Raw genomic sequence first — 25,890 nt, forward strand, 5'->3', positions numbered from 1 at the left:
CTCTGAAACGCCCCCTCCATAACAAGACAGCCCCCACCGAACCTGTCGATGGGGGCTGAGCCTGTGGCAATCACTTGGCCTGACGTGTCATCTGTCCTTGCCGACTCTGGGCGCCAGCTCGCTGCGACCCAGCGAGAAGCTGTAGAGCAGATCCACGGCCTGCGCCGTGCCGGACACCGCTTCGGCATACAGATTGCGGAACAGCTTGTAGCGCAGTGTCAGCTCCGCGATCGGCGAGAACAGCCCGACGCCGTAGCTGAGCTTCAGGTCCGGGGCGATATAGCCGCTGACCACTACCTGGCTGTCATCCCCGCTGCCGGAGCTGTCCAGACTCAGGTCACGCACGCCGAAGGTTTCCCCGATCTGGCCGACCACCTGGCCACTTTGTGCCAGTGACATGCCGATCAAGGCGGACGTGACCGCACTGTCACTGCTGGTGTCGCTGTCCAGGCCTTCACCGCGCAGCAGATAACTCAGTGCCGAGGATTCATCCATCGACGGGTCCGAGAAGATCTCGACGCTGGGTGACGAGGCAAGTCCGGTCACACGCACCCCTGCGGTCACGTCGTCCTCGGTGTTGTCAGGATCACGGATCGCCTCGATATTCAGACGCGGGCTCGAGGGCGGTCCGGCCAGCAAGACCTGCCCCTTGCTGATCTGCAGGTCCTGCCCGAAGCTCTTGTAGGTCCCGTCGACCAGATTGACCTCACCGAAGACCTGCACGCCGCCCTTGGACTGGCGCACATCGAGATCGCCTCTGAGCTTGGTCTTGAGCCCCATCGCCTCCAGGCGCGCATCCGGCCCGATATGGATGCCGATACGCACATCCAGCGCCATGCCGGCCTCGTTGAGCGCCTTGGCGGTATCGCTGCCATCGGCAAGCTCGGCCGGGTTGGAGGTGTCCTCATCACTGGGACGCTCGATGATGATGGTGTCACTGGAGGGTGACACGGCAGACGGCGGCACCTGGTCCACTTCGATGCGTGTCCACGGCACCTTGACGTCACCCCGCAGCTTGAGCAGCGTGGGGCTGGCATTGATCTCGAGATCCGGCGCGACGCGCATGCGGCCGATTCCGGCGATATGCAGCTCGAGCGGATTCTTCGCGCCGTCGAGGTTCAATGACGCCGTCCAGTCCTCAAGCGTGGGCCAGGCCGCCTCGCCATCGATGCCCCAGCGCGCATCATTGCCCACCAGATAGCCATCGATATCGGCACTGTTGCCATCGAAGTCGACGGTGAACTGGGCATCCGACAGCGACACCGGCAGGCCTTCGCCCTGCACCTTGACGCCGGTCAGCGCGATCGGGCCGGTCAACGACGGCAGGCTGAGATTGCCACCGACCTCGACGTCACCCGCAAGCTTGCCTTCCAGCTGAGTCATGCCTGCCACCAGCGGACGATACGGCGAGAGGTCGATGTCGCGGATGGCCAGCGAGCCATCCAGCTTGCCTGCGCCCGCCGGGTCGAGAACCGACACGGTGAGGCCGATGCCGCCAGCGCTGTCGAGGCGAATCTGGGTATCGAGATCGGCCTTGTCGGGCGTGGCTTCCAGCGCCAGTTGCAGGGTGGTCTCCGGCAGAGACCAGGCATTGCCGTCGGCGTCTTCGCCGGCCAGCGTCAACTTGCCCGCCAGCTCCGCGTCAGCATTCCAGCGTTGGCCACCCTGCTTCCAGCTTGCCGTGATCTTGCCGCCCGTGGCACCGCCGATGGTCCAGCTCTCCGGCATGGCGCTCTGGGCCATGTCCAGCGGAATCCCCTCGAGAGTCACCACGGCCTGACCGTCATTGCCCGCGCTCAAGGGCTCGGAGACACAGATCTGGCCACCCTGTTCACGACTCAGACAGAACGGCTGCACCAGCACGCTGCCCTTGGCGAGATTGGCATCGAAGCTCGCCGGCGTGTCGAAGTTGAAGTCCCCGAAGTCGGTATTCGCCGTCAGCGGAGACAGCGCACCGCGATAATGCTCACGCGCCTTGTCGAGCCCCCCCTTGAGGGTCAGCCCCAGACGAGAAAGCGGCATCTCACCGGCCATCTCGGTATCGAACTGCAGGGTGTGATCGCTCAGGAAGCCCCCCAGCGTCAGCGCGACCGTCGCGATCTGCTGTCCGCCAGCTCTGACATCATCGGCATTGAGGGCAATATCCAGTGCCGGGTCATCAATGCCTCGCTTGCGGGCATCGACCCCGGCCGACAGCGCCATGTCGGAGATACGGTTCTCACCGATCTGCAGGCGTCGTGCGGTGAAGTTGCTGGCCAGCTGAGGCTTGTCGAGTGTGCCCGAGGCGTCGATCTTGCCCTTGAGCTCACCCGCGATATCCGGCATCAGGGTCGAGAGCGCCGGGAAATCGATGTTGGCCGCCAGGGTGATGGTCTTGGCAATCTTGCCATTGGCGCTCAGACGGTTCTGGCCCTGGCGCAGCTCCAGCGCGTTGACGTCCCACTGCATGTCGGCATTGCCTGAAAGCTTGCCGGTCAGCGTGAGCGGACGCTCGAGCAAGGTGCCATGGATATCCAGCTTGCTGACATCGACGGCCCACGGTCCTTGCTGCGGCTGTTGGAAGCTGGCCACGAGATTGCCGCTCAGCTCACCACGCACGGCTTTCTGACCGCCCCCGGCCGGGGCCGGCAGCAAGTCTTCGGGATGCAGCTTGTCGAGGGCCAGCTCGGCGGCGACCCTAATGCCTTCCTGCCAATGAATCTCGCCACGGGTGGTCGCGGAGCCGCGCTTGAGTGCGATCTTGAGCGGCTGCCAGCGGTAATGCGCGAGATCGCCGTCGCCTGCCAATGACAAGGTGGCGCGCGGAATGTCACGCCCCTCGATGATGGCATCCAGCGTGGTCGTATACCCCGACAGTGAGCCCTTGGCGACCAGCGCCAGATTCTCGACGCTATAGTCAGGCGTGAAGGAGGCAGCGGCAGCGGTGCCAGACGTGTTGTTGCCACCCTTGGCTTGCGTCGCTGTCTGAGCGCCTTTCTGTGCATCCGCGGTGGCATCAGAGGCATCAGTGACGGCGGCAAAGGGCCAGGTGATCCGCTCGGAGCTCAGGCGTGCCTCGAAGGGCAGATCGCTGTCCAACACATCCGCGCTGGCCACGAGTTCAGCGGCCAGCGGACCGTCGGACTTGAGAGAGGCTTCAAGATCCGCCAGCGAGCCTTCCAGAGACAGGCGCAGCTTTTCATGACGCACGGGGTCAATCAGGGTCTCGGCATTGAGCGTGGCGCTCAGGGGATACTCGTCCTTCAAGGTGACCTGCGCCACGAGATCGGCGTTCACATCGCGGGAGTCGACCTCGAGACGCGAGAGCGTGATGTCATGCCCTTCCGCCTTGAGCGCCAGCGACAGGCGACTGACCTCATACGGGCTTGGCCCCTCGAGCGCAAAGTCTTCAATGGCGAGATCGGGAACCTCGATGGTCAGCGGAATATAGACTTCCGGCAAGGCGATGCGCCCGGCCTGTGCTGGCTGATCCGTGGTTTCAGCGGCAGTCTTGCCAGACACTTCTGCGGCGTCATCAGTGACGGTCTTATTCGAGATGGCCTTATTAGAGATCGCCTTGGCGGCGCTCTCGGCTTGAGACGCCACGACCTGAGTGTTGACCACTGCACTTGCCGCTTGCTGAGCCTCAGGCGTGATGCTCACACCCTCGAGGCTGGCAGTGTCTGACGTCGCTTGCGCCGCGGCGGCATCGGCCGGAATGAAACGGCTGGTGATCAGGCGTGTCTCGCCCAGCACCAGCGTACTCACTGACAGCGCAGCCGAGGTATGGAAATGATCGAAGGTGACGCGACTGCCATCCGCCAGCGCCAGGGCGAAGTCATCAATGGCGACCTTGCGCACCTCGATGGGAATCGGCACCACGATGGGCACGTTGAGACTCTCACCGCTCTCCGCTTCCGGCTCAGTGCTGGCACCGCTTTCGTTCAGGGTGATCGCGAGACCACTGGACTCCAGCGACTCGAGACACAGCTTGCCCTTGAGCAGACAGTCCTCGCCCCAGGCCAGCGACAGTGAATCGGCATTGACGGCCAGCCCCGGCAGATCCAGCGAGACGTCCTTGAGCGACAGTGCTTCCAGCGGTGAGCCGGAGGCCTGGGAGTAATCGATGAAGCCACGCGAGCGCGCCTGATCGAGCACCAGCCCGGTGCCCCACGGGGACAGCACGCCCCCGACCAGCAGCATCGTCAGCCCGATCAGGAACACGAGCAGCCATATCAGCAACCGGATGACCAGGCCGCCCCGACGTACATAGGGATTAGACAATTCCAACATCTCCATATCTTTTTTATCAGCTCACCCGCTCAGCTGATGGTCCTTTGCTGGCGCTTGATCCGCACGACACTCGCTCAAGAGACGCGAGCCGCTCAGAATTCCGGCCCGATCGAGAAGTGAATACGGTAATCGTTGTCATCGTCATCGAAGGGATGGGCGATATCGAGACGAATCGGCCCTACCGGCGAGATCCAGCGAATCCCCATGCCGGCCGCCGTCTTGAGCTCGAGTGCGTCCCAGCCATTGAAGGCGTTACCGGCGTCGTAAAAGGTCGCGCCCCACCAGTCGCCGGTCAGGCGGTAATCGTATTCCAGGCTGCTGGTGAGCAATGAGCTACCGCCTTCCAGATCGCCATCATCATCTTCCGGGGCGAGTGTCTCGTAGGAATAGCCACGCACACTGTTGTCGCCCCCGGTGAAGAAGCGCATCGAAGGTGGCATGTCATCAAAGTTGTCGGTATCGACGTGGCCGACGCCCATGCGCGCCACGAAACGATGGTTGTCACCGATGGAGCGTATCCAGTTGGTGTTGAACTGGGAGCGCAGGAAGGTCACGTCCGAGCCCCACATCTGATCGCCGTATTCGAAGGTCAGCTGTTGGCGGTCGCCCCACATCGGGAAGGTCTTGGGACGCGTGCGGGTACGGTTCCAGCTCACACCGGGATACAGCAGCAGCACGGCCCCGGATTCGTCCGCCTGGGTGTAGTCCTCATAGGTGGAACCGAAGAACACGCGCTGGGTCCAGCCGTTGTCGAACTTCCACTCGCGGGTGAAGCGCACGGTGGTCTCGAGACTCTCGGTATCTTCATCATCGGTGTTCGACATCCCGTACTCGAGGACATAGCTATCCTTGAGCGGGTCTTCGAGCGGCATGCGGTATTCGCCCTCGAAGGTCTGTTCCGGCGAAGACAGGAACAGGCTGTTGGTCAGGCTATGGCCATAGCGATTGACCCACGGCATCTCCCAGCTGAACTGCAGCCGTGGCCCGACATCCGTCGCGTAGCCGATACCGGTCTCGAACTTGTGACGGTCAGCGGGAATCAGGCTGATGTCCACGGGGATGATGGGGCCGTTGGCCGTCTTGACCGCGGCCTCCAGCGCATCGCCCGTCAGCACCGGCGTGCCGTTGCCGGCGGCTTCGGTAGTGCCAGCCACAGCGGAGTCAGCGTCATCAGCATTCACGGTGGCCTGCGCAGCAGAGACCGTCGTGTCCGAGCGGGACGCCGCGTCAGCGCGGCGGCTCTCATCCCCCGTCTCGATTTCAGCCCTTTCGACATCGGCAAGCCATGAGCCCTCATACCCCTGTGCCTCGGCATAGGGAGTCTTGATCTCGCTGTCGGGACTGGTGGTCTTGAGTTCGGCGCCCGGATTGAGCTGTGGCTTGATCGCGGCCGAGCGGAACCAGCCGGCCTCACTCAGCCGCTGGTTGAACTGGGTCAACTTGCCGGCTTCGTAATAATCGCCAGCCTCGAACGGCTGCATGGCCTTGACGCGATCCAGCTCTATCTGACTGTTGAGGTAGTTGATATCACCGAAGCGGTAGCGCTGACCGCTCTGCATGACCAGATAGATGCGTGCCGAGTGCAGCCAGGGGCGTACCTCGATACGCTGCTGGGAGAAGGAGGTGTCGAAATAGCCGCGTTCGAGGCTGAGTGACGTCAGGGTCGACTTGAGGCTGTCATAGCGAGAGTGACGCAGTACATCGCCTTCCTCGAGCTCGGCGTCGGCCAGCACCTTCTTCATGACCTTGTCGCGCGCGGCGTCGCCCTCGAGTCGCAGCTCCAGCGTCTCGATGGTGACCGGCTCACCGGCATCCACCGTCACGACCACATCATCTCCGCCCAGCAACCCCTTCTCGGGATAGCTGAGCGTGATCTGGGCATCGTAGTAGCCGAAGGCCTGCAGCGCTTCTTGGGTGCGCCGGATGATTTCACCCTCGTAGCGCTCGGCCGGTGCATCGCCCTCAAGCGTCATCCCGGCCAGGAAGTTGACCACGTTAGTGGCCGTCGCGCCCTTGACGCCCTTGACGGCGGCATCGATCGCCAGGGCCTGCGGCGCGAAGCACAGGCCGCCACACACGATCAGCGGCGTTAGATAGCGATGCGGCAAACCGCGCGTCCCGGTCGCTCGAGCAGACTCTTTGTTGTCGCCACTCATGATTCGTCCTTTGTTGAGTGCTGGTGGAAAGCACTGTCCATCGTTCCCATTCATCATGTCGTGCGGCGCTCGGTCATCACGGGGCGTGTCACATGGCCCGCCAGAGTGGCGGACCACGCCATATCTCATTGCTTGTATCCCTGCGGAGCCAGCTCAGCGACGTTCCAGTCGACTGACGCGCTGCTCAAGCTCAGACACCTGACCCAGCAGCGACGCGACACGGCCACTCAGCTGACGGCGGCTGGCGTCCAGCGAGCGCAACTGCTCTCGCGTGTCCTCTGACGCCCCCTGTGAGCTGGCTTCAAGGCCGGCACTGAGCGCTGTCTGCTGACGGCGCAGCTCACCCAGCTGGGAGTCCAGTGAGCGTTGCGCGGTTTCAAGCGCTGTCAGCTCGTCAAGCGGCGCGAAACGGCCCTTGAGCTTGCTGGCCAGTTCATCGCCATCAGCGGCGGCTGCAGGCTCCGGCAGTGCCTTCAGCGTCTCGCCCAGTTGCTGCTGCGATTGCTGCAAGTCACGCGTCTGGGTCTGTTGCGTGGCCAGGTCCGTCTTGAGCGCCGTGAGGCGAGTCTCGAGCGAGGCCAACTGCTCGGCGCTAACGCTTTCAATATTGTTCTCAACCTCGCTCTCGATATCGCTCTGCAAGCTCTCGATGCGAGTAGCCAGCGTGTCCAGGGTGCTGGAGGTCTTGTCCACCAGCGGCTCGAGGTGCTCAAGCGTTGCCGACTGGGCATCCAGACGCGCACCCAGCGCTGCACGGCCATCACGGCTGAGGGATTCCAGCGCCGCCATCGAGCCTTGCAGCGCCGTGATCAGGGTCGCGTGATTGTCACCTGTCTGGGCAAGCGTCGTGACGCGACCATCCAGGCGATCAAGCGCCTCGTCCATGGCGGTCAGACGCTCTTGAGCGCCATCCGCGTCCTTTGCCACCTTGCCTTCCAGCGTCTCGAGGCGCGCGACGGCCTCACTCGACAGGGACGCCTTGTCCTTCTGCAGGGTGGTCAGCGCCGGCAGAACAGTGTCATTCAACTGGCTGTCCAGGGCGCTGAGTTGCTCACCCAGTGCATCACGCAGTTCACTCAGGCGCTCATCACCCTGCTGCTCAAGCTGGGCCACGGAACGTTCGAGCTGGCTGACTCGCGCGCCGAGCTGATCGCGTTGATCGCCCCCGAGGGTCTGCAGGTCATGCAGCTGCCATTGCTGCCAGCCCACCACGCCCCCCAGGGCGAGGAGGCAAAGCCACGTCGGCCAGCGCCTGGGCGCGGGGGGACGGGAGTGATGCACGCCAAGCGCATCGTCGGGACGCGCGACCAGCGCATCATCCGGTGAGTCATTGAGAGACGGTTCAGCGTTGTGCGGCCGCATTCTGGCTCCAGGTCCGGCAAACGATCAGCAGCGAAAGGTTCAGCGCAGCATCTTCAGGGCGGCGCAAGACGACCGGAAGTGCGCTTTTTCACCTTGCTGTATAAAAATACAGTCATGCAGGTTCTGCAAAAGATAAGTCACGGTTCACGTACAGGAAATCGAGTCTAACAGCTGACCTCGGTCATCTCATCAGGTTCCCGCCACGGCCCGTCATCGAGGGCAAAGTGGCAGGAATGTGGCAAAAGCCTGGCAATGCACGCGAGCCTTGCAAGACGCTTGAGAGGATCCCGCGGTCAGTGCCCACCAGCGTTGGCCTGTCGGTGTCTGGGTGCTATAGTGCCAGACACTGCGATACGCGCAGCCTCTGTCTTCGTAGCTATCTGGATTCACAAGGTTTTTCACGCTGATTGCACATTTCATGCGCGTAGCCACGGCATGAAGGATGCACGGCGAGTCATGCACTTTCGCCCTTGCCCGCTGCCTGAGCGGGTGGCCAGTTTCAGGGCCGGGAGTGATGCTGGTCGCGGAGCTTGAGTCTGTGCTTGTCTGACCCTCTTCCACCACGCGATGGCAGGTCAGGCATTGAAATACTCAGCCCCAAGCCCCACGAAGGCAGAGTACGACCCAATTGGTGAGGAAAAGGAGCTGATCCCCATGGCATTTGAACTTCCAGCACTGCCGTACGAAAAGAACGCACTCGAGCCGACCATCTCTGCCGAGACCCTTGAGTACCATTACGGCAAGCATCACCAAGCCTACGTCACCAAGCTGAACAGCATGGTCGAAGGCACTGCTGACGCAGAAAAATCTCTCGAAGAGATCATCCAGAGCGCCCAGGGTGGTCTGTTCAACCAGGCAGCTCAGGTGTGGAACCACACCTTCTACTGGCACTGCCTGTCCCCGAATGGTGGTGGCGAGCCGTCCGGCCCGCTGGCAGACGCCATCGTGGCCAAGTGGGGCTCCGTTGCTGACTTCAAGGAAGCCTTCAACACTTCCGCCGCTGGCAACTTCGGTTCCGGTTGGACCTGGCTGGTCAAGAACGCCCAGGGCGAGCTGGAAATCGTCAACACTGACGACGCTGACACCCCGATCGCCAAGTCTGGTCAGACTCCGCTGCTGACCGTCGACGTCTGGGAGCACGCCTACTACGTCGACTACCGCAATGCGCGTCCGAAGTACCTGGAAAGCATCTGGAACATCATCAACTGGGAATTCGCTGCACAGAACTTCGCAGCCTGAGCTTTTCCAGATTGAGTTTGGCTAGATCGAGATTGGCTAGCCTCAGGAGGTCGAGTCGTTTACCGCTCGAGACTCCAGCTGAACCAAGGCATTCAACGTCACCCTGATATGACGCCTGGACGCCCTGCTCTGAAAACCCCGCCACCTGGCGGGGTTTTTTTCGTTCAAGACAACGTCACCCAGCCGCGAGCCTGCTACACGCAAGGCTTGGCTACGCTGTATGCACCACCAGGAGAAGAATCTCGTCTGTCGACTTGCAAATGACGGCGGTGCCCCTATCTAATGACCGACAAGTAGAACGTATGCTCTACCTCGTTGCGTACCCTTGATCGCTCACAGGGATTCGACGACAAGAGACTCGACGACATGGTTGGCACACACTGCTTGAAATGCATTCTTTGACTGCACGAAATACATACTTTGAAAAAAGGGAATACCGATGCCCACTGACATCTCGACCTCCTCTCTGCCCGACTCCATGCTGGCGATCGTGACCACCGGCCATGGGGGTTATGAATGCCTCGAGACGCAGCAGCGCCCGGTGCCGACACCCGGTGAAGGCGAGGTGCTGATCAAGGTGCTGGCGGCTGGCATGAACAACACCGAGATCAATACGCGTCTGGGCTGGTATTCCTCCACGATCACTACCGCGACCCAACAGGCCAGCAGCGTGCATGACAACGCGGATGCAGACGCGACGACTGACAAGCCGGCACCGCCGGAAGGTGGCTGGAAGGGAGAGACGCCCTTCCCCCTGATACAGGGCACGGATTGCTGTGGCGAGGTGGTGGCATTGGGTCCGAATGCGGATGCCAGCCTGCTGGGCAAGCGCGTGCTGGTACGCTCCTGCATGCGCAGCGAGGGCTGGGGGTCATTGGAGAATGAATGGATGGGCTCGGACTTCGACGGCGCCTTCGCGCAATTCGTCAGCGTGCGCGCCAGTGAAGTGTTCGCGGTGGACTGTGACTGGAGCAATGTCGAGCTTGGCTCCCTGCCCTGCGCCTACGGCACGGCGGAGAACATGCTCGAACAGGCAGAGCTCAAGGCGGGCGAGCGTGTGCTGATTCTGGGCGCCTCGGGCGGGGTCGGTTCCGCTGCATTGCAGCTGGCCAAGCGCCGCGGCGCGACGGTGTATGCCGTGGCGGGCGTCGCCAAGCATGAGGCTCTTGCAGAACTTGGCGCCGACAGGCTTCTGGACCGCAAGGCCGACCTGCTCGAGCAGCTGGGCCATGAAAGCGTCGACCTGGTGGTCGACAATGTCGCGGGTGACAACTTCCCGGTCATGATGAAGTTGCTTGCACGTGGCGGCCGTCTGGTGACCACCGGCGCCATCGCCGGGCCGATGGTGACGCTGGATCTGCGCGACCTGTACCTCAAGAACCTGCGCCTGCTTGGCACCACTGCCTGGTGTGAAGCCACCTTCCCCAATCTGATCCGCTATGTGGAGCAAGGCGAGATTCGCCCGCTGATCGCGGCCAGCTTCCCATTGACCGAGATCGTCACTGCCCAACAGCAGTTTCTGAGCAAGGGCCACGTGGGCAAGTTCGTGCTCGAGCCCTGGGCCTGAAGCCAGCCTGGCGGTCATCATGAAAAGCCTGGTGGTCTGCATGAAAAGTCCAACGCTCATGATGTAAAGCCTGGCGGCCTAGATTTTAAACCTGAGCCCCACGACAAAAAGCCCTCATCCGGAACCGGATGAGGGCTTTTGCGTGCCAAGTACGCAAGAGTCAGTCTGAAGGAGCGTCAGTCTGAGAGAACATCAACTTCAGAGCCCGTCAGCCTGACCCACCGAGTTGCCCGTCAGGGGCTGGCACGGCGGCCGATGCCGCGATAGACCAGCCCCTGGCTTGCCACGTAACGCGGGTCGAAGATGTTGCGGCCATCGAGCACCAGACCCGCGCCCAGCTCACGCTTCAGGCGCTGCCAGTCCGGGTTCCAATAGCACTTCCACTCGGTGACCAGCATCAGGGCATCAGCGCCCTCCAGGGCGTCATACATGTTGCCATCGACCAGCTCCAGCAACGGATGCGCACCACAGGCCTCACCCAGCGCCGACAAGGCCGCGGGATCATGCACGCGCACGCGCACGCCCTGGGCCCACAGCGCCTCAAGCAGTGTCAAGACCGGCGCATGGTCGATACGCGCGGTACCCGGCTTGAAGGCCGCGCCCCAGATCGCCACGGTACGACCGCGCAATTCACCATCGAAGTGCTGCCACAGCTTGCGGAACAGCGTCTCCTTCTTGGCCTCGTTGATGTCGAGCACATGCTCGAGCAACATCGATTCCCGCCCTGTCTGATGTTGGACATCGGCCAGACGCATCAGATCACGCGAGAAGTTCGGGCCACCGAATCCACAGCCCGGATAGAGATAGCCGAAGCCGATACGCGGATCGGCGCCCATGCCCTGACGCACATATTCCACATCGACGCCGAGGGAGTCGGACAGACCCGCCACTTCGTTCATGTAGCTGATACGCGTCGCGAGCATGCCGTTGATGGCCAGCTTGGTCAGTTCGGCGGCGCGGCGCGGCATGATCTGGAAGACATCTTCACGCCGGTTGAAGGCACGCAGCAGCTCCTGCACCCGCAGGGTGGCAGGTTCCGCTTCGCTGCCCAGCAACCAACGGGCCGGACGCTCGAAGGTGGCCAGTGAACGGCCCTCCTCCAGCATGTCCGGCAAGGCGACGGCGTACTGGTCATCACGCGGCAGCAACGCCTCGAAACGCTCGGTCGTGCCCACCGGGAAGGTCGAGTTGTTGACCAGCACCAGCGGCTCATCCAGGGTCGCCACCAGCTGCTCGACACGGCTCAGCGCGCTTTCGCGCTGGTCCGGCGAGACGGCGATCCAGTGGATATCGATGCGCCGCAGTGACTCGAGGTCCTCGATGAGAGTGAGATCGCCCCGCTCCCGATGGCGATCAAGACGTTCGCGCAGGCCTGGCTCACTGTTCAACCAGTCGACGCGTTCCAGGGCAGCCCAGTCCATGTCCTCATGTGGCCACCACCAGACACGGTGACCCACGCTCGCCAGAGCGGCGCTGGCCGTTGCCGCCGCCAGTTCGCTTCCGTGCACCAGCACCTGCATGGCTTATTTCTCCTGGTAGCGAGTCAGCAGCTCGCGGAAGCCTTCACCGAAGGTCGGGTGACGCTTGGCGAAGGAAAGAGTCGCTTCAAGATAGCCCAGCTGGTGGCCGCAATCGTAGGTATCACCGGCCATGCGGTAGGCCGCGACGGCCTTGTCGTCACGCAGGGTGTCGATGGCATCGGTCAGCTGGATTTCACCACCCGCGCCCGGCGGAGTGTTCTCCAGAAGCTCGAAGATACGGCCCGGCAACAGATAACGGCCGATGACCGCCAGGGTCGACGGCTCGGTGCCCGGGGCCGGCTTTTCGACCATGCCGTTGATCAGGGCAGACTTGCCGGCTTCCGGCGTGTCACCGTCGATCGCGACGATACCGTACTTGTAGGCCATGTCCTGCGGGACATTCTCGACCATGATCTGGGCAGCGTTGGTGGCTTCGTAGGCCTCCATCATGCGCGCCAGGTCATTCTTCTCGAGACCTTCGCCATCGACCAGCACGTCCGGCAGCATGACGATGAACGGCTCATCACCGACGATCGGCTTGGCACACAGCACGGCGTGGCCCAGGCCCAGCGGCTCCGGCTGTCGCACGCTGATGATCTTGACGTCATCCGGAATGATGTTACGCAGCTGTTCGAGCAGCTCGAGCTTGCCCTTGGCTTCCAGGGTGCTTTCCAGCTCGAAGTGCTTGTCGAAGTGGTTCTCGATGGCATTCTTGCTGGAATGGGTGACCAGCACGATTTCCTTGATACCGGCTGCGACCGCTTCTTCCACCACATATTGGATCACCGGCTTGTCGACGATGGTGATCATTTCCTTGGGGATGGCCTTGGAGGCCGGGAGGCAACGTGTGCCGAGACCGGCAACAGGCAGAACAGCCTTGCGTATCATGTAGCGTCTTCCTTGTGTCTATGTCGTGGTGAAGCCCGTCGAAGGACCTCCACCGGGTTACTGTCGTCGAAGCCAATCAACGACCATCCTCAATCTTAGGCAGAAATTATGCCAGTTTGTTCAAGGAGTGCGAAATTCCTGCGCTGTGCGAGATTTGGTAAGCGTCTCCACCCTGATGCGCCCTCAGCGACGCATGGCTCGCCCGAGCAGCGCGCCGACACTGTCGCTATCGGGAGACTCTACCACGCCATGTTCCGTGACGATGGCATCAATATACTCATGCGGTGTGACATCAAAGACCGGATTGAAGACATCGATCTCCTGCGGCGCGATCTGGCGTCCGCCTGCCTCGCGCAGCTCGGCGGCGTCACGTGTCTCGATGGGGATGTCCGCGCCACTGGCCAGGCTGCCATCGAAAGTGGCCAACGGGGCCACTACCATGACCTTGATGCCGTGGGCGCGCGCCTGAACGGCCAGCGAGAAGGTGCCAATCTTGTTGGCCGTGTCACCGTTGGCCGCAATGCGGTCCGCGCCGACGATCAACCAGCGCACTCCTTCCGGCGTCCGGGCACCCTGCTGCATGATCAGCGAGGCTGCGCCTTCCACGGCCAGACGCGCGGGAATCTTCTCCTGCACCAGCTCCCACGCCGTCAGGCGAGAGCCTTGCCACCAGGGACGCGTCTCGTTGACATGCACACGGCCGAGAATGCCCTGGGCGTAGGCGGTACGAATCACGCCCAACGCCGTGCCGTGGCCGCCGGTGGCCAGCGCGCCGGTATTGCAGTGGGTCATGACCTCGCACCGCGTCTCGCCTTGCGCGAGAGAGGCCGCAATCACCTGGGCGCCAAACTCGGCCATGCGCAGATTGTCCTCCAGATCCTGTTCGTGAATGCGCACGGCCTCCTTCAGCAACGCCTCATACGGGGCCTGCGACCGGGTGGCGTGTGCGGCAATCACCTTGCGCATGCGATCCAACGCCCAGAACAGGTTGACCGCTGTCGGGCGCGAGGCAGCCAGCACATCACAGGCACTGGCCAGGCGTGACTGCCAGTCACCGCCCTCGCGGTTGATGACGAAAGCCTCCAGCGCCACGCCATAGGCGGCGGCGATCCCGATGGCCGGTGCACCGCGGACCACCATGTCGGTAATGGCAGTCGCGACCCCGCGTGCATCCTCGAGCAGCACCTCGCGGGTCTCACCCGGCAGCAGGCGCTGGTCGAGCAGTGCAAGCTTCACCGCCACCGGGGGGGCGACAGAAGTGACATCATGAGTGACGTCAGCGCTGGCATCGGGCGGGGTGCCTGCCCTGTCTTCTTCCTGCGACGCACACTCTTGCTGGCTTACCCAGCGAATCGGAACCAGGCTCATGACCACTCCCCGTTGCTACATGACAATAATGACGACTGGTCATCGCGCGTGGCGCGACGTCCCGCCCCATCGTAACGCAAGTGCCCGTCATGATGAGTTTTTTGCGCTGGACGCTGACCCGCGACGGCAGTCGGATTAGAATGGTGGAATCGTGCCCGAGGGTAAGGTGCCTGTACAGGCCTGCCACTTCCCGAACAGCACTTCCGTAACGGTAAGGATGCAAAGATGAGCGATAACGACACCCAGCAAGATGCCCAGCCCCAGGACCATCTGGGCAATGTCGATGCCAGCGAGATCGCCAAGTTCTCGGCATTGGCCAGTCGCTGGTGGGACCGTGACAGTGAATTCAAGCCGCTGCATGACATCAATCCGTTGCGGGTCGACTATATCGACACCCACGCTGGCCTGGCAGGCAAGCGCGTGATCGACGTCGGCTGCGGCGGCGGCATTCTCTCCGAAGCCATGGCGCATCGTGGCGCCCAGGTGACGGGTATCGACATGGGTGAGGCGCCGCTTTCCGTTGCCCGTCTGCATCAGCTGGAGTCCGGTGTCGAGGTGGACTACCGCCAGACCACCGCCGAAGCCGCCGCAGAAGAGATGGCCGGCCAGTTCGACATCGTCACCTGTCTGGAAATGCTCGAGCACGTGCCGGACCCATCCTCGGTGATCGCGGCCTGCGCACGGCTGGTCAAGCCCGGTGGCATGGTGTTCTTCTCGACCATCAACCGCAATCCCAAGGCGTATGCCTTCGCGATTCTCGGCGCGGAATATGTGCTGCAGATGCTGCCGCGTGGCACCCACGAGTATCGCAAGTTCATCCGCCCGGCCGAGCTGGGTCGCTGGACACGCGATGCGGGCCTCAAGATGGAAGGCTCCACCGGCATGACCTACAACCCGCTGACACGCAAATATCGCCTGAATTCCTCCGATCTGACCGTCAACTATCTGATGCACACGCGTCGCCCGACCGAGGAAGAGCTTGCGTGAGCCTGCCGGCAGCGCTACCTCGTCCCGCCGCCTTGATCTTCGATCTCGATGGCACCCTGGTGGACACCGCGCCAGACCTGGCGCGCGCCACCAATGAGCTACGTCAGCATCACACCCTGCCGGCGCTGGACTACGACGTGATTCGCGCCGAAGTCTCGCATGGTGGCAGCGCTCTGGTGACCCTGGCCCTGGGCCATGAGCTCGATCACCCCGAGCATGCCAGCGAGCGCACTCGCCTGCTGGAATTCTATGCCCGCGATGTCGCGGCTCACAGTGTGCTGTTCCCGGGCTATGACGCCCTGATCGAAATCTGTCAGCGCGCAGGCCTGCCGTGGGGCATCGTGACCAACAAGCCCCGTCAGTTCGCCGAGCCGCTGATCGCCGCGCTCGAGCTCACGCCCGGCTGCCTGCTGTGTGCCGATGACCTGCCGGTCAAGAAGCCGCATCCAGAGCCTCTGTGGGAGGCAGCACGCTGCCTCGGTGTCGACGCCTCCGAATGCTGGTATCTGGGGGATCACGACCGTGACATGCAGGCGGCACGCGCGGCGGGCATGCTGGCGGTCGCGGTGCGCTACGGCTATGTCCGTGAGGGCGACGATGTGGACGCCTGGCCTGCCGATGTGTGGTTTGACACCTCGGAAGAAGTCATCAATGCCGCGCTGCGGGCAGCGGACCTGCGCTGACCGAGCGACACGCACGTAGCTCACACCAAGCTCGCACGAACCAGTCCCCACGAGCGGGTGATCCGTAGATGAACATCAGAAGATAGACACAAGCCGCTAGAAACAAACAGCTAGACACAAGAACGCCGACGGCCAATGCCGTCGGCGTTCTTGTTGCAGGGTATCGCGACTGACCCGCCTGGCGGCGTCACTCGTCATCCAGTGAGGAGATGACAGTCGACTATGGCTCAGACTTTCGGCGGCTGGGCGTCGAACATCTCGCCGGTATGACCACGACTGTCCGGCCCCATCAACCACAGATAGGTCGGCATGATGTCGGCGGGCGTACGCAAGGTATCGGGGTCTTCGGCCGGGAACGCAGACTTGCGCATCGGGGTCCGTGTCCCGCCGGGATTGAGCGTATTGACGCGCACCTGGCTGGTATTCTCCAGTTCCTGAGCCAGCATCTGCGAGAAACCTTCCGTAGCAAACTTGGAGACACTGTAGGCGCCCCAGAAGGCACGCCCCTTGCGCCCGACACTGGAACTTGTCAGCACGACGGAGGCGTCCTTCGAGGCCTTGAGCAACGGCAGCAATGCCTGGACCATCCAGATAGGACCATTGATATTGACCTGCATGACCTGCTCCCACAGCGCCGGATCATACTGCTCGAACGGAGTGATCTTGCCCAGCAGGCTGGCGTTGTGCAGCAGGCCATCCAGGCGACCGAACTCGCTGTGCAGGGTATCAGCCATCTGCTGATAATCCTTGAGCGATGCCCCTTCGAAGTTGAGCGGATAGATGGCCGGTTGTGGTGCCCCCAAGGCCTCGATCTCGTCGTAGACTTCTTCCAGCTTGGCAATGGTTCTGCCCAGCAATATCACCGTCGCCCCATGACGCGCATATTCGACTGCCGCTTCACGCCCAATGCCGGACCCCGCCCCGGTCACCAGAATGATCCGCCCTTTCAGCATGTCGTCCGGGGCCTGATAGTCGATCTTGCACTCTGCCATGGTGATATCCCTGTCTGAGATCTGTCGTCAACCGCCGATAAGAGCCACTGTCTCTTCACCGGCATTATTACTTGCTCGGCCACATGAATCGAATGAAGCGCACCCGGGTCGCCTGCCGATGGCACCCGGGTTGTCTGACGATGGCATGAGGCGCCGAGCGCCACATAACACAAAGCCCGCACCTGGTAGAATACCAAGCGCGGGCTTTGGGGAATACAGGTGGCCAATGGCCACGGGCACTCAGGCGCCGGAGGACAGGAAGTCCTTGGCCATGGTGCCAGCCTTGCTGTCCGGATACTGCTGGACCAGCTTCTCGAGCAAGGAGCGACTTTCCTGCGCCTTGCCTTGACGCGCCTTGACCAGGCCCAGCTTGTACATCGCATCCGGCACCTTGCTGGATTGCGAGAATTCGCTGATCACGGTGTCGAAGGCCTGGGCAGAAGCATCCAGCTGGTTCTTGGCCGAATACAGCTCGCCCAGCCAGTAATGGGCATTGGCTGCGAGGTTGGAATCCCCATGGTCCACCACGAAGGCTTCAAAGGCGACAATGGCACCGTCGAAGTCGCGAGACTGAACCTTGGCGAAGGCATTCTCGTAATCCTTCTGGGCAGCTGCACCGCTGTCGGCATTGCTGGCGCCATTGGTGCTGGGTGCACCACCGGCACTTGCGCCGCCAGTGACTGCCGCTGCTGCCTGTGAATCGACAACCTGACCGTTCTCCCCGGCGGAAGCGCCGCCAGAAACCCGCTGTTCCAGATCCAGGTAGCGTTGCTGCGACATCTCGGTCAGACGCTTGAACTGGTATTCCAGCTCATCGATCCGGCCGCGAAGTCGGGCAATTTCCTGTGCCTGTTCGTCGAGTTGATTGAGAAGGGTCAGGGTGCCGCCGCCACTCAAACGAGTATTGGCCTGCTGATAGAGCGAGTTTGATTGCCCAGTGAGGTCCTCGACCGTCGGTGCGGCCAAAACGGACAACGGGAGCAACAAGGCTCCCGCACCGAACAACCCTTTCAGGCTGTGTTTCATGCTGTCGGCTCCGCCGAATCATCATGGTATCGCGCAAGCAAGCCCGGGGTTCAAGGACACGCCTCTTGCCCGGGCCAGCTCAACACAAGTTTCTAGCGTCTCCGCGCCTCCTCAGGGAATCGCGAAGATGAACCGTACTTAGTAGTCGAAGACCACACGACGATTCTTGGCGTAGGAAGACTCGCCGTGGCCCTGGACAGCCGGACGCTCTTCACCGTAGGAGACGATCTCGATCTGTGACGGAGACACGCCCTGGACAGTCAGGAAGCGTGCGACAGACTTGGCACGACGCTCGCCCAGACCCAGGTTGTATTCACGAGTACCGCGCTCATCAGCGTGGCCTTCCAGAACGACATTGGCGCTGGTGTTGGCTTTCAGGTACTGCGCGTGACCCATCATGACGCTTTCGAACTCAGGACGGATGGTGTCCTTGTTGAAGGCGAAGTAGATGGTACGCACGTCAGGCATTGTGGCGTTGCTCATCTGGTTGGCGTTGCTGTTGGCACCAGTGTTCATGCCGGCAGTGTTCGCACCGCTGTTGGCTGAATCCATGTCGCCGTCCTGAGCGCCGCCGCTGCTGGAACAACCTGCCATGACGCTCAGGGACAGGGCAACCAACAGACCTTTTGCATACGGGGTGAACTGCATTGTGAAACTCCTTGCTCTAATGGGTACGAATGCCAAGCCTTTCTTGGTGGCTCGGATGCATTCTAGTGGTTTAGTTCAGGAACGGCGACCACGCAGGTTCACGCACGTCGCCTTGTGCTGACGGCAGGGAGAATTGTGCCCTTCCGTCTGCCGACACCTGGCCCAGGACCCCGCGGGTTCCTTGCTGAGTGGCATATATCACCATAGTGCCATTCGGCGCAACACTTGGTGATTCATCCCACTGAGTATCGGTCAGGGAGGTAACCCGACCGCTCTTCAGATCTTGCTTGGCAACCTGATAACCGTTGCCTGCGCGGTTGATCATGAACAGGTTCTCTCCATCGGGTGAGATGCGCCCGCGGGAGTTGTAATTGCCGGTATATGTCACACGTTCCGTGCCGCCGGACAGATCAAGACGGTAGATCTGTGGGGAGCCTGCACGATCAGAGGTGAACACCATACCGCTGCCATCCGGCAACCAATCCGGCTCGGTATCGATCGCAGGATTGTTGGTCAGACGCTGGAACTGACGGCTGGCAATATCCATCACATAGATTTCCGGCTGGCCATCCTTTGACAATGCCATTGCCAGTTTACGTCCATCCGGCGACCAGGCCGGGGCACCATTAATACCACGGAAACCTGTCAGTTTTGCACGACGACCACTGCCCAATTCCTGCACATAGATAGCGGGACGTTCGGCTTCAAAACTGACATAGGCCAGCTTCTTGCCATCCGGCGACCATGCCGGTGACATGATCGGTTCATCGGAGGCCAGAATCTCCTGACTATTGTGGCCATCTGAATCCGCCACGTACAGGGCAAAACGAATATTGTCGCCAACACCATTGGCGGTAATGTATGCGATTTTTGTCGAGAAAGCACCGCGAATTCCAGTGATTTCCTCAAATATTTCATCGCTCATATAATGGCCGCGCGCGCGCAGCTCACCATTGCTTCCGGTGATGACTTCGCCAAGCATGCGCTTGTTGCCCAGCACATCCATCAGCTCATACTGGATGCTATAACCGCCATTGCTGGCCGTCTTTACCTGACCCACCACAAGGTAACTGGCCCCCAGGCGCTTCCAGTCATTGACGAAGACGTCCTGCGTCGTGCCCGGCAACGCGATCAGATTGTCGCGCTTGATCGGGTCGAACTGGCCACTGCGCGCCAGGTCATCGGAGATGATGCGTGCGAGGTCCTGCGGCAGACTTCCCCCGGTCAGATTCTCGAACGGCACGACAGCGATAGGTGTGGCGCTGTCATTGCCCTTGGTGATCTCGATGGTCAGGTCAGCTCTTGCCAGGCTGGTCACTGCCAGCAAGGCGGCTGCCATCATCCATGCGGTCAATCGTCTCATCGGCCCAGGTCCTCTGGATTGAAGTACAGGTTGAAGTTTCGGAACTGGCTCTTGGCACCAGCCGGCAGGTCCTGCATCTCGGTAAACGGCGCGGCTTTCTGGATCGCCTGAATCGCGGAGCGATCAAAGGCGGCGTTACCACTGCTCTTGCTGACCGCTGCCGTTACCAATTCGCCTGTCGGCAACAATGACACTCTCAGCGTGACCGTCATACCGGGAACGGAGCCCGAGGGCCGATTCCAATTCTGTCCGACATACTTCTTGAGCAGGTTCTCGAAGCTGTTGGCAGCCTGAGCGGCCTGTTTGGCGCCGCTGATGGCGTCGCTTTCATTGTCTATCAGGCTATCCAGCGAGCCGGCAGAGGCCTGCGCCGCTTTCTCGGCAAGTGCCTTCTGGCGTGCGGGTTCAGCGGCCGCCTTCTTGCGCGCTTCTTCCGCCGCCTTGGCCTTGGCTGCCTTTTCCTTGGCGGCCTTGTCGGCTGCCGCCTTGGCCGCCTTTTCCTTCTCGGCCTTCTCCGCTGCTGCCTTGGCCTTGGCTGCCTTTTCGGCTTCCGCCTTCTTGGCTTCAGCGTCTGCCTTGGCCTTGGCCGCCTTCTCCGCTTCGGCTTTCTTGCGGGCTTCTTCTGCGGCTTTTTCCTTGGCGGCCTTTTCGGCTTCCGCCTTGGCCTTGGCAGCCTTCTCGGCTTCCGCCTTCTTCAAGGCATCGGCCTTGGCCTGCTTTTCCGCTTCGGCTTTCTTGCGATCAAGGGCAATCGCCTTGGCTTCCTCCGCACGCCTGGCCGCTTCTGCCTTGGCCTTTTCGGCCGCCGCCTGCTCAGCCTTCAACTGCTCCGCCGCCTTGGCCTGCTCAGCCGCCTTTTGCTGTTGCGCCTTCTGGGCAGCCGCCTTTTCCTCGGCGGCGCTGCGCTGCTGTTCCGCTGCAAGCTCTGCCTCTCTGGCCGCCTCTTCCTTGGCGCTCTGGCGCTGATCGGATTCTTCGGCCGCATCACGCGCCTTGCTGGACTTCGCCTGCTGGGCCTGATTGGTCGTGGTCTCGGTACTGACCAGCGTCGCGTTGACGATGGTGGTGTTGGTCTTCTCCGGTTCGGATTCTGGCCAACTCACCAGAGTCAGAATCAGGATGCCCAGGTGCAGACCAACGGCCAGCACCACAGGCAACCCCAACCCGACCCGCTGTTCTATCTCTGGCTGACTCATCCATCAGCCCTCGGTCGGTGGTTCTGAAATCAGCCCGACATTGGGGACACCGGCACCCTGCAGCGTGCTCATCAACCCCATGACATCGCCGTAGGGCGCCGTCTTGGCACCCTTCACCAGCACGGGCGTCTTGGGCTTCTCGGCCACGATGGACGCGACCTTGCTGCCCAGTTCGTCCAGCGCCACCGGCGTGCGCTTGTCTTCATCCGACCCCAGATCGATGTAGTAATTGCCGCTGTCATCCAGCGAGACGATCAATGGCGTCACATCATCGGGATTGTCGATCGGCTTGGAGGTGACCTTGGGCAATTCGACCTGAACCCCCTGCGTCATCATCGGCGCGGTGATCATGAAGATGACCAGCAACACCAACATGACGTCGATGAAGGGCACCACATTGATCTCGGAGGACAGCTTGCGCTTGTGGCCTCTGCTATACGGTCCTTTCATTGACTCGCCTCCCTTCAAGCGTCGTTGCTGCCACGACCGTGCAGATTACGATGCAGAATGGAGTGAAGTTCTTCGGCGAAGTCTTCATAGCGACCCAGCAGCTGATCAGCACGGCTGGCCAGACGGTTGTAGAAGATGACGGCCGGGATTGCCGCGAACAGGCCCATGGCAGTCGCGACCAGTGCTTCGGCAATCCAGGGGGCGACGGTGGTCAGAGTTGCCTGCTGAGCCGTACCCAGTGCCTGGAAGGAGCCCATGATGCCCCACACGGTACCGAACAGACCGACATAGGGGCTGACGGAGCTGACCGTGGCCAGAAACGGCAGATGAACGTTCAGGCGCTCTTCTTCACGTGACAGCGTGACGCGCATGCTGCGTTGCACGCCATCCATCACCGCATCGGCATTGCTGGACTTGGGCTTGAGGCGGCTGTACTCGCGGAAGCCGGCACGGAAGACGCCAGAGGCGCCCGGGGTGGATTCTTCATCCGTCGGCAATTCACGATAGAGGTGATTGAGGTCGACCCCGGACCAGAAGCGCTTTTCAAAGGCCGCGTAAGCCTGCTTGGCACGGGACAATGCCATCCCGCGCTGAAAGATCACCACCCAGGATGCAATGGAAGCTGCCAGCAACAGCAACATGACTGCCTGAACGACCAGACTGGCGTTCACGAACAGCGAAATGATCGACATCGAATCTTCCACGGAAATCCCTCTTTACTTGGTTCAGTCTGTGCCACCGTCAATCAGTGACACGATAAATAATCTGTTCATCAGCCTGGCGTCTCGGCGCCTGGCTGGCAGCGGCCTCGTCTGCGCCTTGTGATCTCAGACCTCAAGAGCCGCAAGCAATTCCCCGGGCCAGCGTCTGGGACGCAAGGTCGTGGCATCGACGCAAGCGATCACGACTTCCGCTTCGCTCAATATCTGCTCACCGCGCAGCGCCTTCTGGGTGAACGTCAAGCGTGCACCGCGCAAGGCACCTGCCGTTGCCGTCACGGTCAGCAGGTCGTCCAGATGCGCAGGACGAAGATAACGATTTGTTACGCTGTGTACTACCAGCTGAATGCTTTTTTCAAGCAAGGCTTGCTGCGTGAAACCCTTTGCTCGCAACCATTCACTGCGAGCGCGCTCCATGAAGCGCAGATAATTCACGTAGTAGACGATGCCACCGGCATCAGTATCCTCGATGTAGACGCGCACAGTATGGTGAAAACATGCAGCTTCACCCTTCAACGTATTTCCTGCGCCTTCAGATGTCATGACGCGTCACTTCCTTCCTGTCCCAGCCGCGCCTGCTCTTCACGCGGGGTGATCCCGAAGTGCAGATAGGCCGAGCGCGTAACCAGTCGCCCACGCGCCGTGCGCATCATGAAGCCTTGCTGAATCAGGTAGGGCTCCAGCACATCCTCGATGGTATCGCGCTCTTCCCCGATGGCCGCCGCCAATGAATCGACCCCGACCGGCCCGCCATCGAACTTCTCGATCATTGCCAGCAGCAGTCGACGGTCCATGTGATCCAGGCCGTGGCTGTCGACGTTGAGCATGTTGAGCGCCTTGTCGGCCACTTCCAGCGTCAAGCGACCATCCGAGCGCACTTCGGCGAAGTCACGCACCCGGCGCAGCAGGCGATTGGCGATACGCGGCGTGCCGCGGGAACGACGCGCAATCTCCAGCGCCCCTTCCATCTCGACTTCCATGCCGGAAAGCCTGGCACTGCGTGCCACGATGTCGGTGAGTGACTCGATATCGTAGAACTCGAGGCGCTGGACGATGCCGAAGCGATCGCGCAGCGGCGCCGTCAGCAGCCCCGCGCGCGTCGTCGCGCCGACCAGGGTGAATCGTGGCAGCTCAAGCTTGATCGAGCGGGCCGCGGGGCCTTCACCGATCATGATGTCGAGCTGGTAATCTTCCATCGCCGGATAGAGCACTTCCTCGACGGCCGGAGACAGGCGGTGAATCTCGTCGATGAACAGGACATCGCCTTCCTGCAGGTTGGTCAGCATCGCTGCCAGGTCCCCTGCCCGCTCCAGCACCGGCCCGGAGGTCGACTTGATATCGACACTCATCTCGCTGGCGATGATATGCGCCAGCGTCGTCTTGCCGAGACCGGGCGGGCCGAAGACCAGGGTGTGATCCAGACTATCGCCTCGTCCTCGCGCGGCACTGATGAAGATTTCCATCTGCTCGCGGACGATGGGCTGTCCGATGTAGTCACTCAGCGTGCGTGGCCGGTTGGCGCGATCGATCCGCTCTTCCGGATCATGCGTCGCCGCGGAGATCAGTCGGTCCGACTCCATCATGATGCTTGCTCAACTCCTGATGACGCAGGTCACGCACATGACGCGGGTCATGGGCCATGAACGTGCGTCAGTGGCAGGTGGCAAGGTTTGCCAGGGCGGTGCAACGATCTAGCGCATCTGCGTTCAAGCGCGCACTTTCTACCCCAGTAACCTGCCAACCCCTAGTCAATAAATCCAATCACGATGCGCCGTTTCCTTCACGGAAACTATAGGGCGCATGTTTGCTGCCCTGGCGAGGCTTCAGCTGGCCATCTTGCGCGCCAGCGCCGCCTTGATGAGCGCTTCGGTGGAGGCGCCGGTCTCGAGCCCGGAGAGCATCTTGGCCGCCTCGACAGGCTTGTAGCCCAGAGACACCAGCGCGGCTTCGGCATCCGCCAGAGGATGGGTGACCGGCGGTTGCGGCTGGGAGGCACGCGCCATTTCATCCAGCCCATCATCCGCCGGCAGCGTCCAATGCTTGAGGCGATCACGCATCTCGATGATCAGGCGATCCGCCGTCTTCTTGCCGACGCCCGGCAGACGTGTCAACGCTCGGCTGTCTTCGTCGTGAACACAGCGAATGAAATCGGACTGCTCCATTCCCGACAGAATCGCCAGCGCCAGTCGCGGACCGACACCGGAGATCTTGATCAATTCACGGAACAGACGACGCTCGGGCTCCTTGCCGAAGCCGTACAGCAACTGCGCGTCTTCGCGCACCACCAGGTGGGTGTAAAGCTGGCAATGTTCGCCCACGGCCGGCAAGCCCAACAGGGTGTTCATCGAAGCTTCCAGTTCATAACCGACACCCTGTACATCAAGCACCAGCTGCGGCGGTTGTTTTTCCAGCAATGTCCCGGTCAGGCGTCCAATCATGTTGCGGCTGTCCTTGCTCGGCAGAGAACGTGTTCGGTGGGATCGTGCTGCTCGCAGACCCGATTCTCTGCACGGATTGTTACAATGCGGGCAAGCCTACCAAAGATGAAGCGTAGGCGGCATGTCCCAGTGTCACGACGAATTTGTCGCATCTTTCTGACAGTCATACCTTGGGTGATGGCACGAAGCCTGATGCCACGCGGCTTGGCGCATCACGCAATCGGCTGCTGCCAGGCTCGGCAGACACTCTACAAGTGACTGAAAAATCGCTATTAATTGAGCACAATACCGCATTTGTCGCTCAGCGGCATGTCAGGCGTCGGGCTCGAAGTCTCGCCAGCTGCTGCTACGCCGTACACGGGTTCCCTTGCGTCGACTGGTATTCCCCAGCCCCAAGGCTTCCAACTGGTCATTGCCGGGCGTCAGGCGTCGACGCGCGAAACAATGCGTCAGCGCAATGGCCAGCGCATCGGCGGCATCGGCCTGCGGCGTGGCGGAAAGCTTGAGCGTATGCGTGACCATATGCTGCACCTGTGACTTCTCGGCGGCGCCGGTACCGGTCACGGCCTGCTTGATCTGCCGCGGCCCATATTCGAACACCGGCAAGCCGTGATTGGCCGCACACACGATGGCAGCCCCGCGCGCCTGGCCCAGCTTGAGCGCCGAATCGGCGTTCTTGGACATGAAGACCTGCTCGATGGCGAATTCAGCGGGGCGATGCAGGGCGATCACCTCGCTGATACCGGCATAGATCTGCGCCAGGCGCTGATCCAGGCTGACCTGTGACATGCGAATGCAGCCACTGTCCACATAGCGAGGCTGAGCCGCAGAGACATCCAATACCCCATACCCGGTCAGACGTGAGCCCGGGTCGATGCCAAGAATGATCATGCTGCCGCCTCGTCTCTCACACCTTGCGTCTTCGCTGTCGTCATCGCGCCATCGCTCTTACTGTGTATATAACCAGCTACCATGCCACAAAAAAGGCGGTGCGACACTGTCATCGCCTGACGTGA

The 25,890-nt window shown here is 61.5% G+C and carries 21 protein-coding genes; 4 read left to right on the forward strand and 17 right to left on the reverse strand.

Features of this window, described 5'->3' with window-relative positions; genetic code table 11:
- Positions 1 to 87: 87 nt before the first annotated feature.
- The 3 genes from ACJJV2_RS08320 to ACJJV2_RS08330 form a co-directional block, all read right to left on the reverse strand.
- Positions 88 to 4,272, reverse strand: coding sequence for a translocation/assembly module TamB domain-containing protein (locus ACJJV2_RS08320; protein WP_405279905.1), 4,185 nt, complete (start codon positions 4,270 to 4,272; stop codon positions 88 to 90).
- Positions 4,273 to 4,364: 92 nt separating this feature from the next.
- Positions 4,365 to 6,428 (reverse strand): autotransporter assembly complex family protein, encoded by a 2,064-nt coding sequence (locus ACJJV2_RS08325; RefSeq protein WP_405279908.1) that lies wholly within the window; start codon positions 6,426 to 6,428, stop codon positions 4,365 to 4,367.
- A 153-nt stretch (positions 6,429 to 6,581) separates the two neighbouring features.
- Positions 6,582 to 7,790 carry a hypothetical protein gene (locus tag ACJJV2_RS08330; RefSeq protein WP_405279911.1) on the reverse strand — a complete coding sequence of 403 codons (1,209 nt, stop codon included), beginning with the start codon at positions 7,788 to 7,790 and terminating at the stop codon, positions 6,582 to 6,584.
- Between the two features lie 654 nt (positions 7,791 to 8,444).
- Between ACJJV2_RS08330 and ACJJV2_RS08335 the strand changes: the two genes are divergently transcribed.
- A complete protein-coding gene (locus ACJJV2_RS08335) occupies positions 8,445 to 9,029 on the forward strand; it encodes a superoxide dismutase (protein ID WP_043334256.1) in 585 nt (194 codons plus the stop codon).
- Positions 9,030 to 9,468: 439 nt separating this feature from the next.
- Positions 9,469 to 10,596: an alcohol dehydrogenase family protein gene (locus ACJJV2_RS08340; protein WP_405279914.1), complete on the forward strand. Its 1,128-nt coding sequence runs from the start codon at positions 9,469 to 9,471 to the stop codon at positions 10,594 to 10,596.
- Between the two features lie 233 nt (positions 10,597 to 10,829).
- Here ACJJV2_RS08340 and ACJJV2_RS08345 read toward each other — a convergent pair whose 3' ends face one another.
- The 3 genes from ACJJV2_RS08345 to mtnA form a co-directional block, all read right to left on the reverse strand.
- Positions 10,830 to 12,116, reverse strand: coding sequence for a nucleotide sugar dehydrogenase (locus ACJJV2_RS08345; RefSeq protein WP_107334805.1), 1,287 nt, complete (start codon positions 12,114 to 12,116; stop codon positions 10,830 to 10,832).
- 3 nt (positions 12,117 to 12,119) lie between these two features.
- A complete protein-coding gene (gene galU, locus ACJJV2_RS08350) occupies positions 12,120 to 13,004 on the reverse strand; it encodes a UTP--glucose-1-phosphate uridylyltransferase GalU (protein ID WP_405279918.1) in 885 nt (294 codons plus the stop codon).
- Between the two features lie 183 nt (positions 13,005 to 13,187).
- Positions 13,188 to 14,372, reverse strand: a complete 1,185-nt coding sequence (mtnA, locus tag ACJJV2_RS08355; protein WP_405279920.1) for an S-methyl-5-thioribose-1-phosphate isomerase — start codon at positions 14,370 to 14,372, stop codon at positions 13,188 to 13,190.
- Positions 14,373 to 14,642: 270 nt separating this feature from the next.
- Between mtnA and ubiG the strand changes: the two genes are divergently transcribed.
- Both ubiG and ACJJV2_RS08365 read left to right on the forward strand, forming a co-directional pair.
- Positions 14,643 to 15,359 (forward strand): bifunctional 2-polyprenyl-6-hydroxyphenol methylase/3-demethylubiquinol 3-O-methyltransferase UbiG, encoded by a 717-nt coding sequence (gene ubiG / locus ACJJV2_RS08360; protein ID WP_192838960.1) that lies wholly within the window; start codon positions 14,643 to 14,645, stop codon positions 15,357 to 15,359.
- Positions 15,360 to 15,361: 2 nt separating this feature from the next.
- Positions 15,362 to 16,042: an HAD-IA family hydrolase gene (locus ACJJV2_RS08365; RefSeq protein WP_279833775.1), complete on the forward strand. Its 681-nt coding sequence runs from the start codon at positions 15,362 to 15,364 to the stop codon at positions 16,040 to 16,042.
- A 227-nt stretch (positions 16,043 to 16,269) separates the two neighbouring features.
- Here the strand turns inward: ACJJV2_RS08365 and ACJJV2_RS08370 are convergent, their stop codons facing one another.
- The 11 genes from ACJJV2_RS08370 to ruvC form a co-directional block, all read right to left on the reverse strand.
- Entirely contained in the window at positions 16,270 to 17,034 is a 765-nt protein-coding gene (locus ACJJV2_RS08370) for a YciK family oxidoreductase (RefSeq protein ID WP_054556682.1), read from the reverse strand.
- Positions 17,035 to 17,274: 240 nt separating this feature from the next.
- Positions 17,275 to 18,060 carry a tol-pal system protein YbgF gene (gene ybgF, locus ACJJV2_RS08375; RefSeq protein WP_405279922.1) on the reverse strand — a complete coding sequence of 262 codons (786 nt, stop codon included), beginning with the start codon at positions 18,058 to 18,060 and terminating at the stop codon, positions 17,275 to 17,277.
- 138 nt (positions 18,061 to 18,198) lie between these two features.
- The gene (gene pal / locus ACJJV2_RS08380; RefSeq protein ID WP_405279925.1) at positions 18,199 to 18,708 is read right to left on the reverse strand and encodes a peptidoglycan-associated lipoprotein Pal; all 510 of its coding nucleotides are present in this window, start codon (positions 18,706 to 18,708) and stop codon (positions 18,199 to 18,201) included.
- Between the two features lie 70 nt (positions 18,709 to 18,778).
- Complete coding sequence (tolB, locus tag ACJJV2_RS08385) at positions 18,779 to 20,071, reverse strand: Tol-Pal system beta propeller repeat protein TolB (RefSeq protein WP_107334808.1); 1,293 nt, start codon at positions 20,069 to 20,071, stop codon at positions 18,779 to 18,781.
- Positions 20,068 to 21,267: a cell envelope integrity protein TolA gene (gene tolA / locus ACJJV2_RS08390; RefSeq protein ID WP_405279929.1), complete on the reverse strand. Its 1,200-nt coding sequence runs from the start codon at positions 21,265 to 21,267 to the stop codon at positions 20,068 to 20,070. Before tolA ends, tolB begins: the two co-directional genes overlap by 4 nt.
- A gap of 3 nt (positions 21,268 to 21,270) precedes the next feature.
- Positions 21,271 to 21,717 (reverse strand): protein TolR, encoded by a 447-nt coding sequence (tolR, locus tag ACJJV2_RS08395; RefSeq protein ID WP_054556687.1) that lies wholly within the window; start codon positions 21,715 to 21,717, stop codon positions 21,271 to 21,273.
- Positions 21,718 to 21,731: 14 nt separating this feature from the next.
- Positions 21,732 to 22,409 carry a protein TolQ gene (gene tolQ / locus ACJJV2_RS08400; protein WP_107336548.1) on the reverse strand — a complete coding sequence of 226 codons (678 nt, stop codon included), beginning with the start codon at positions 22,407 to 22,409 and terminating at the stop codon, positions 21,732 to 21,734.
- A 135-nt stretch (positions 22,410 to 22,544) separates the two neighbouring features.
- The gene (gene ybgC / locus ACJJV2_RS08405) at positions 22,545 to 22,979 is read right to left on the reverse strand and encodes a tol-pal system-associated acyl-CoA thioesterase (protein ID WP_405279934.1); all 435 of its coding nucleotides are present in this window, start codon (positions 22,977 to 22,979) and stop codon (positions 22,545 to 22,547) included.
- Complete coding sequence (gene ruvB, locus ACJJV2_RS08410) at positions 22,976 to 24,019, reverse strand: Holliday junction branch migration DNA helicase RuvB (RefSeq protein WP_347421411.1); 1,044 nt, start codon at positions 24,017 to 24,019, stop codon at positions 22,976 to 22,978. The genes ybgC and ruvB overlap by 4 nt, the downstream gene beginning before the upstream one ends.
- Before the next feature lie 240 nt (positions 24,020 to 24,259).
- Positions 24,260 to 24,874, reverse strand: coding sequence for a Holliday junction branch migration protein RuvA (gene ruvA, locus ACJJV2_RS08415; protein WP_043333607.1), 615 nt, complete (start codon positions 24,872 to 24,874; stop codon positions 24,260 to 24,262).
- A 312-nt stretch (positions 24,875 to 25,186) separates the two neighbouring features.
- On the reverse strand, positions 25,187 to 25,765 hold the full coding sequence (gene ruvC, locus ACJJV2_RS08420) for a crossover junction endodeoxyribonuclease RuvC (protein WP_043333606.1): 579 nt from the start codon (positions 25,763 to 25,765) through the stop codon (positions 25,187 to 25,189).
- Between the last annotated feature and the right edge of the window lie 125 nt (positions 25,766 to 25,890).

This window comes from Cobetia sp. Ld8 (assembly GCF_045066615.1).
Classification (GTDB): domain Bacteria; phylum Pseudomonadota; class Gammaproteobacteria; order Pseudomonadales; family Halomonadaceae; genus Cobetia; species Cobetia amphilecti.

What these genes read in the sequence shown, in the direction of transcription:
- ACJJV2_RS08320 (WP_405279905.1), bottom strand. Translation starts at nt 4,272, where the DNA reads ATGTTGGAATTGTCTAATCCCTATGTACGTCGGGGCGGCCTGGTCATC.
- ACJJV2_RS08325 (WP_405279908.1), bottom strand. Translation starts at nt 6,428, where the DNA reads ATGAGTGGCGACAACAAAGAGTCTGCTCGAGCGACCGGGACGCGCGGT.
- ACJJV2_RS08330 (WP_405279911.1), bottom strand. Translation starts at nt 7,790, where the DNA reads ATGCGGCCGCACAACGCTGAACCGTCTCTCAATGACTCACCGGATGAT.
- ACJJV2_RS08335 (WP_043334256.1), top strand. Translation starts at nt 8,445, where the DNA reads ATGGCATTTGAACTTCCAGCACTGCCGTACGAAAAGAACGCACTCGAG.
- ACJJV2_RS08340 (WP_405279914.1), top strand. Translation starts at nt 9,469, where the DNA reads ATGCCCACTGACATCTCGACCTCCTCTCTGCCCGACTCCATGCTGGCG.
- ACJJV2_RS08345 (WP_107334805.1), bottom strand. Translation starts at nt 12,116, where the DNA reads ATGCAGGTGCTGGTGCACGGAAGCGAACTGGCGGCGGCAACGGCCAGC.
- galU (WP_405279918.1), bottom strand. Translation starts at nt 13,004, where the DNA reads ATGATACGCAAGGCTGTTCTGCCTGTTGCCGGTCTCGGCACACGTTGC.
- mtnA (WP_405279920.1), bottom strand. Translation starts at nt 14,372, where the DNA reads ATGAGCCTGGTTCCGATTCGCTGGGTAAGCCAGCAAGAGTGTGCGTCG.
- ACJJV2_RS08370 (WP_054556682.1), bottom strand. Translation starts at nt 17,034, where the DNA reads ATGGCAGAGTGCAAGATCGACTATCAGGCCCCGGACGACATGCTGAAA.
- ybgF (WP_405279922.1), bottom strand. Translation starts at nt 18,060, where the DNA reads ATGAAACACAGCCTGAAAGGGTTGTTCGGTGCGGGAGCCTTGTTGCTC.
- pal (WP_405279925.1), bottom strand. Translation starts at nt 18,708, where the DNA reads ATGCAGTTCACCCCGTATGCAAAAGGTCTGTTGGTTGCCCTGTCCCTG.
- tolB (WP_107334808.1), bottom strand. Translation starts at nt 20,071, where the DNA reads ATGAGACGATTGACCGCATGGATGATGGCAGCCGCCTTGCTGGCAGTG.
- tolA (WP_405279929.1), bottom strand. Translation starts at nt 21,267, where the DNA reads ATGAGTCAGCCAGAGATAGAACAGCGGGTCGGGTTGGGGTTGCCTGTG.
- tolR (WP_054556687.1), bottom strand. Translation starts at nt 21,717, where the DNA reads ATGAAAGGACCGTATAGCAGAGGCCACAAGCGCAAGCTGTCCTCCGAG.
- tolQ (WP_107336548.1), bottom strand. Translation starts at nt 22,409, where the DNA reads ATGTCGATCATTTCGCTGTTCGTGAACGCCAGTCTGGTCGTTCAGGCA.
- ybgC (WP_405279934.1), bottom strand. Translation starts at nt 22,979, where the DNA reads ATGACATCTGAAGGCGCAGGAAATACGTTGAAGGGTGAAGCTGCATGT.
- ruvB (WP_347421411.1), bottom strand. Translation starts at nt 24,019, where the DNA reads ATGATGGAGTCGGACCGACTGATCTCCGCGGCGACGCATGATCCGGAA.
- ruvA (WP_043333607.1), bottom strand. Translation starts at nt 24,874, where the DNA reads ATGATTGGACGCCTGACCGGGACATTGCTGGAAAAACAACCGCCGCAG.
- ruvC (WP_043333606.1), bottom strand. Translation starts at nt 25,765, where the DNA reads ATGATCATTCTTGGCATCGACCCGGGCTCACGTCTGACCGGGTATGGG.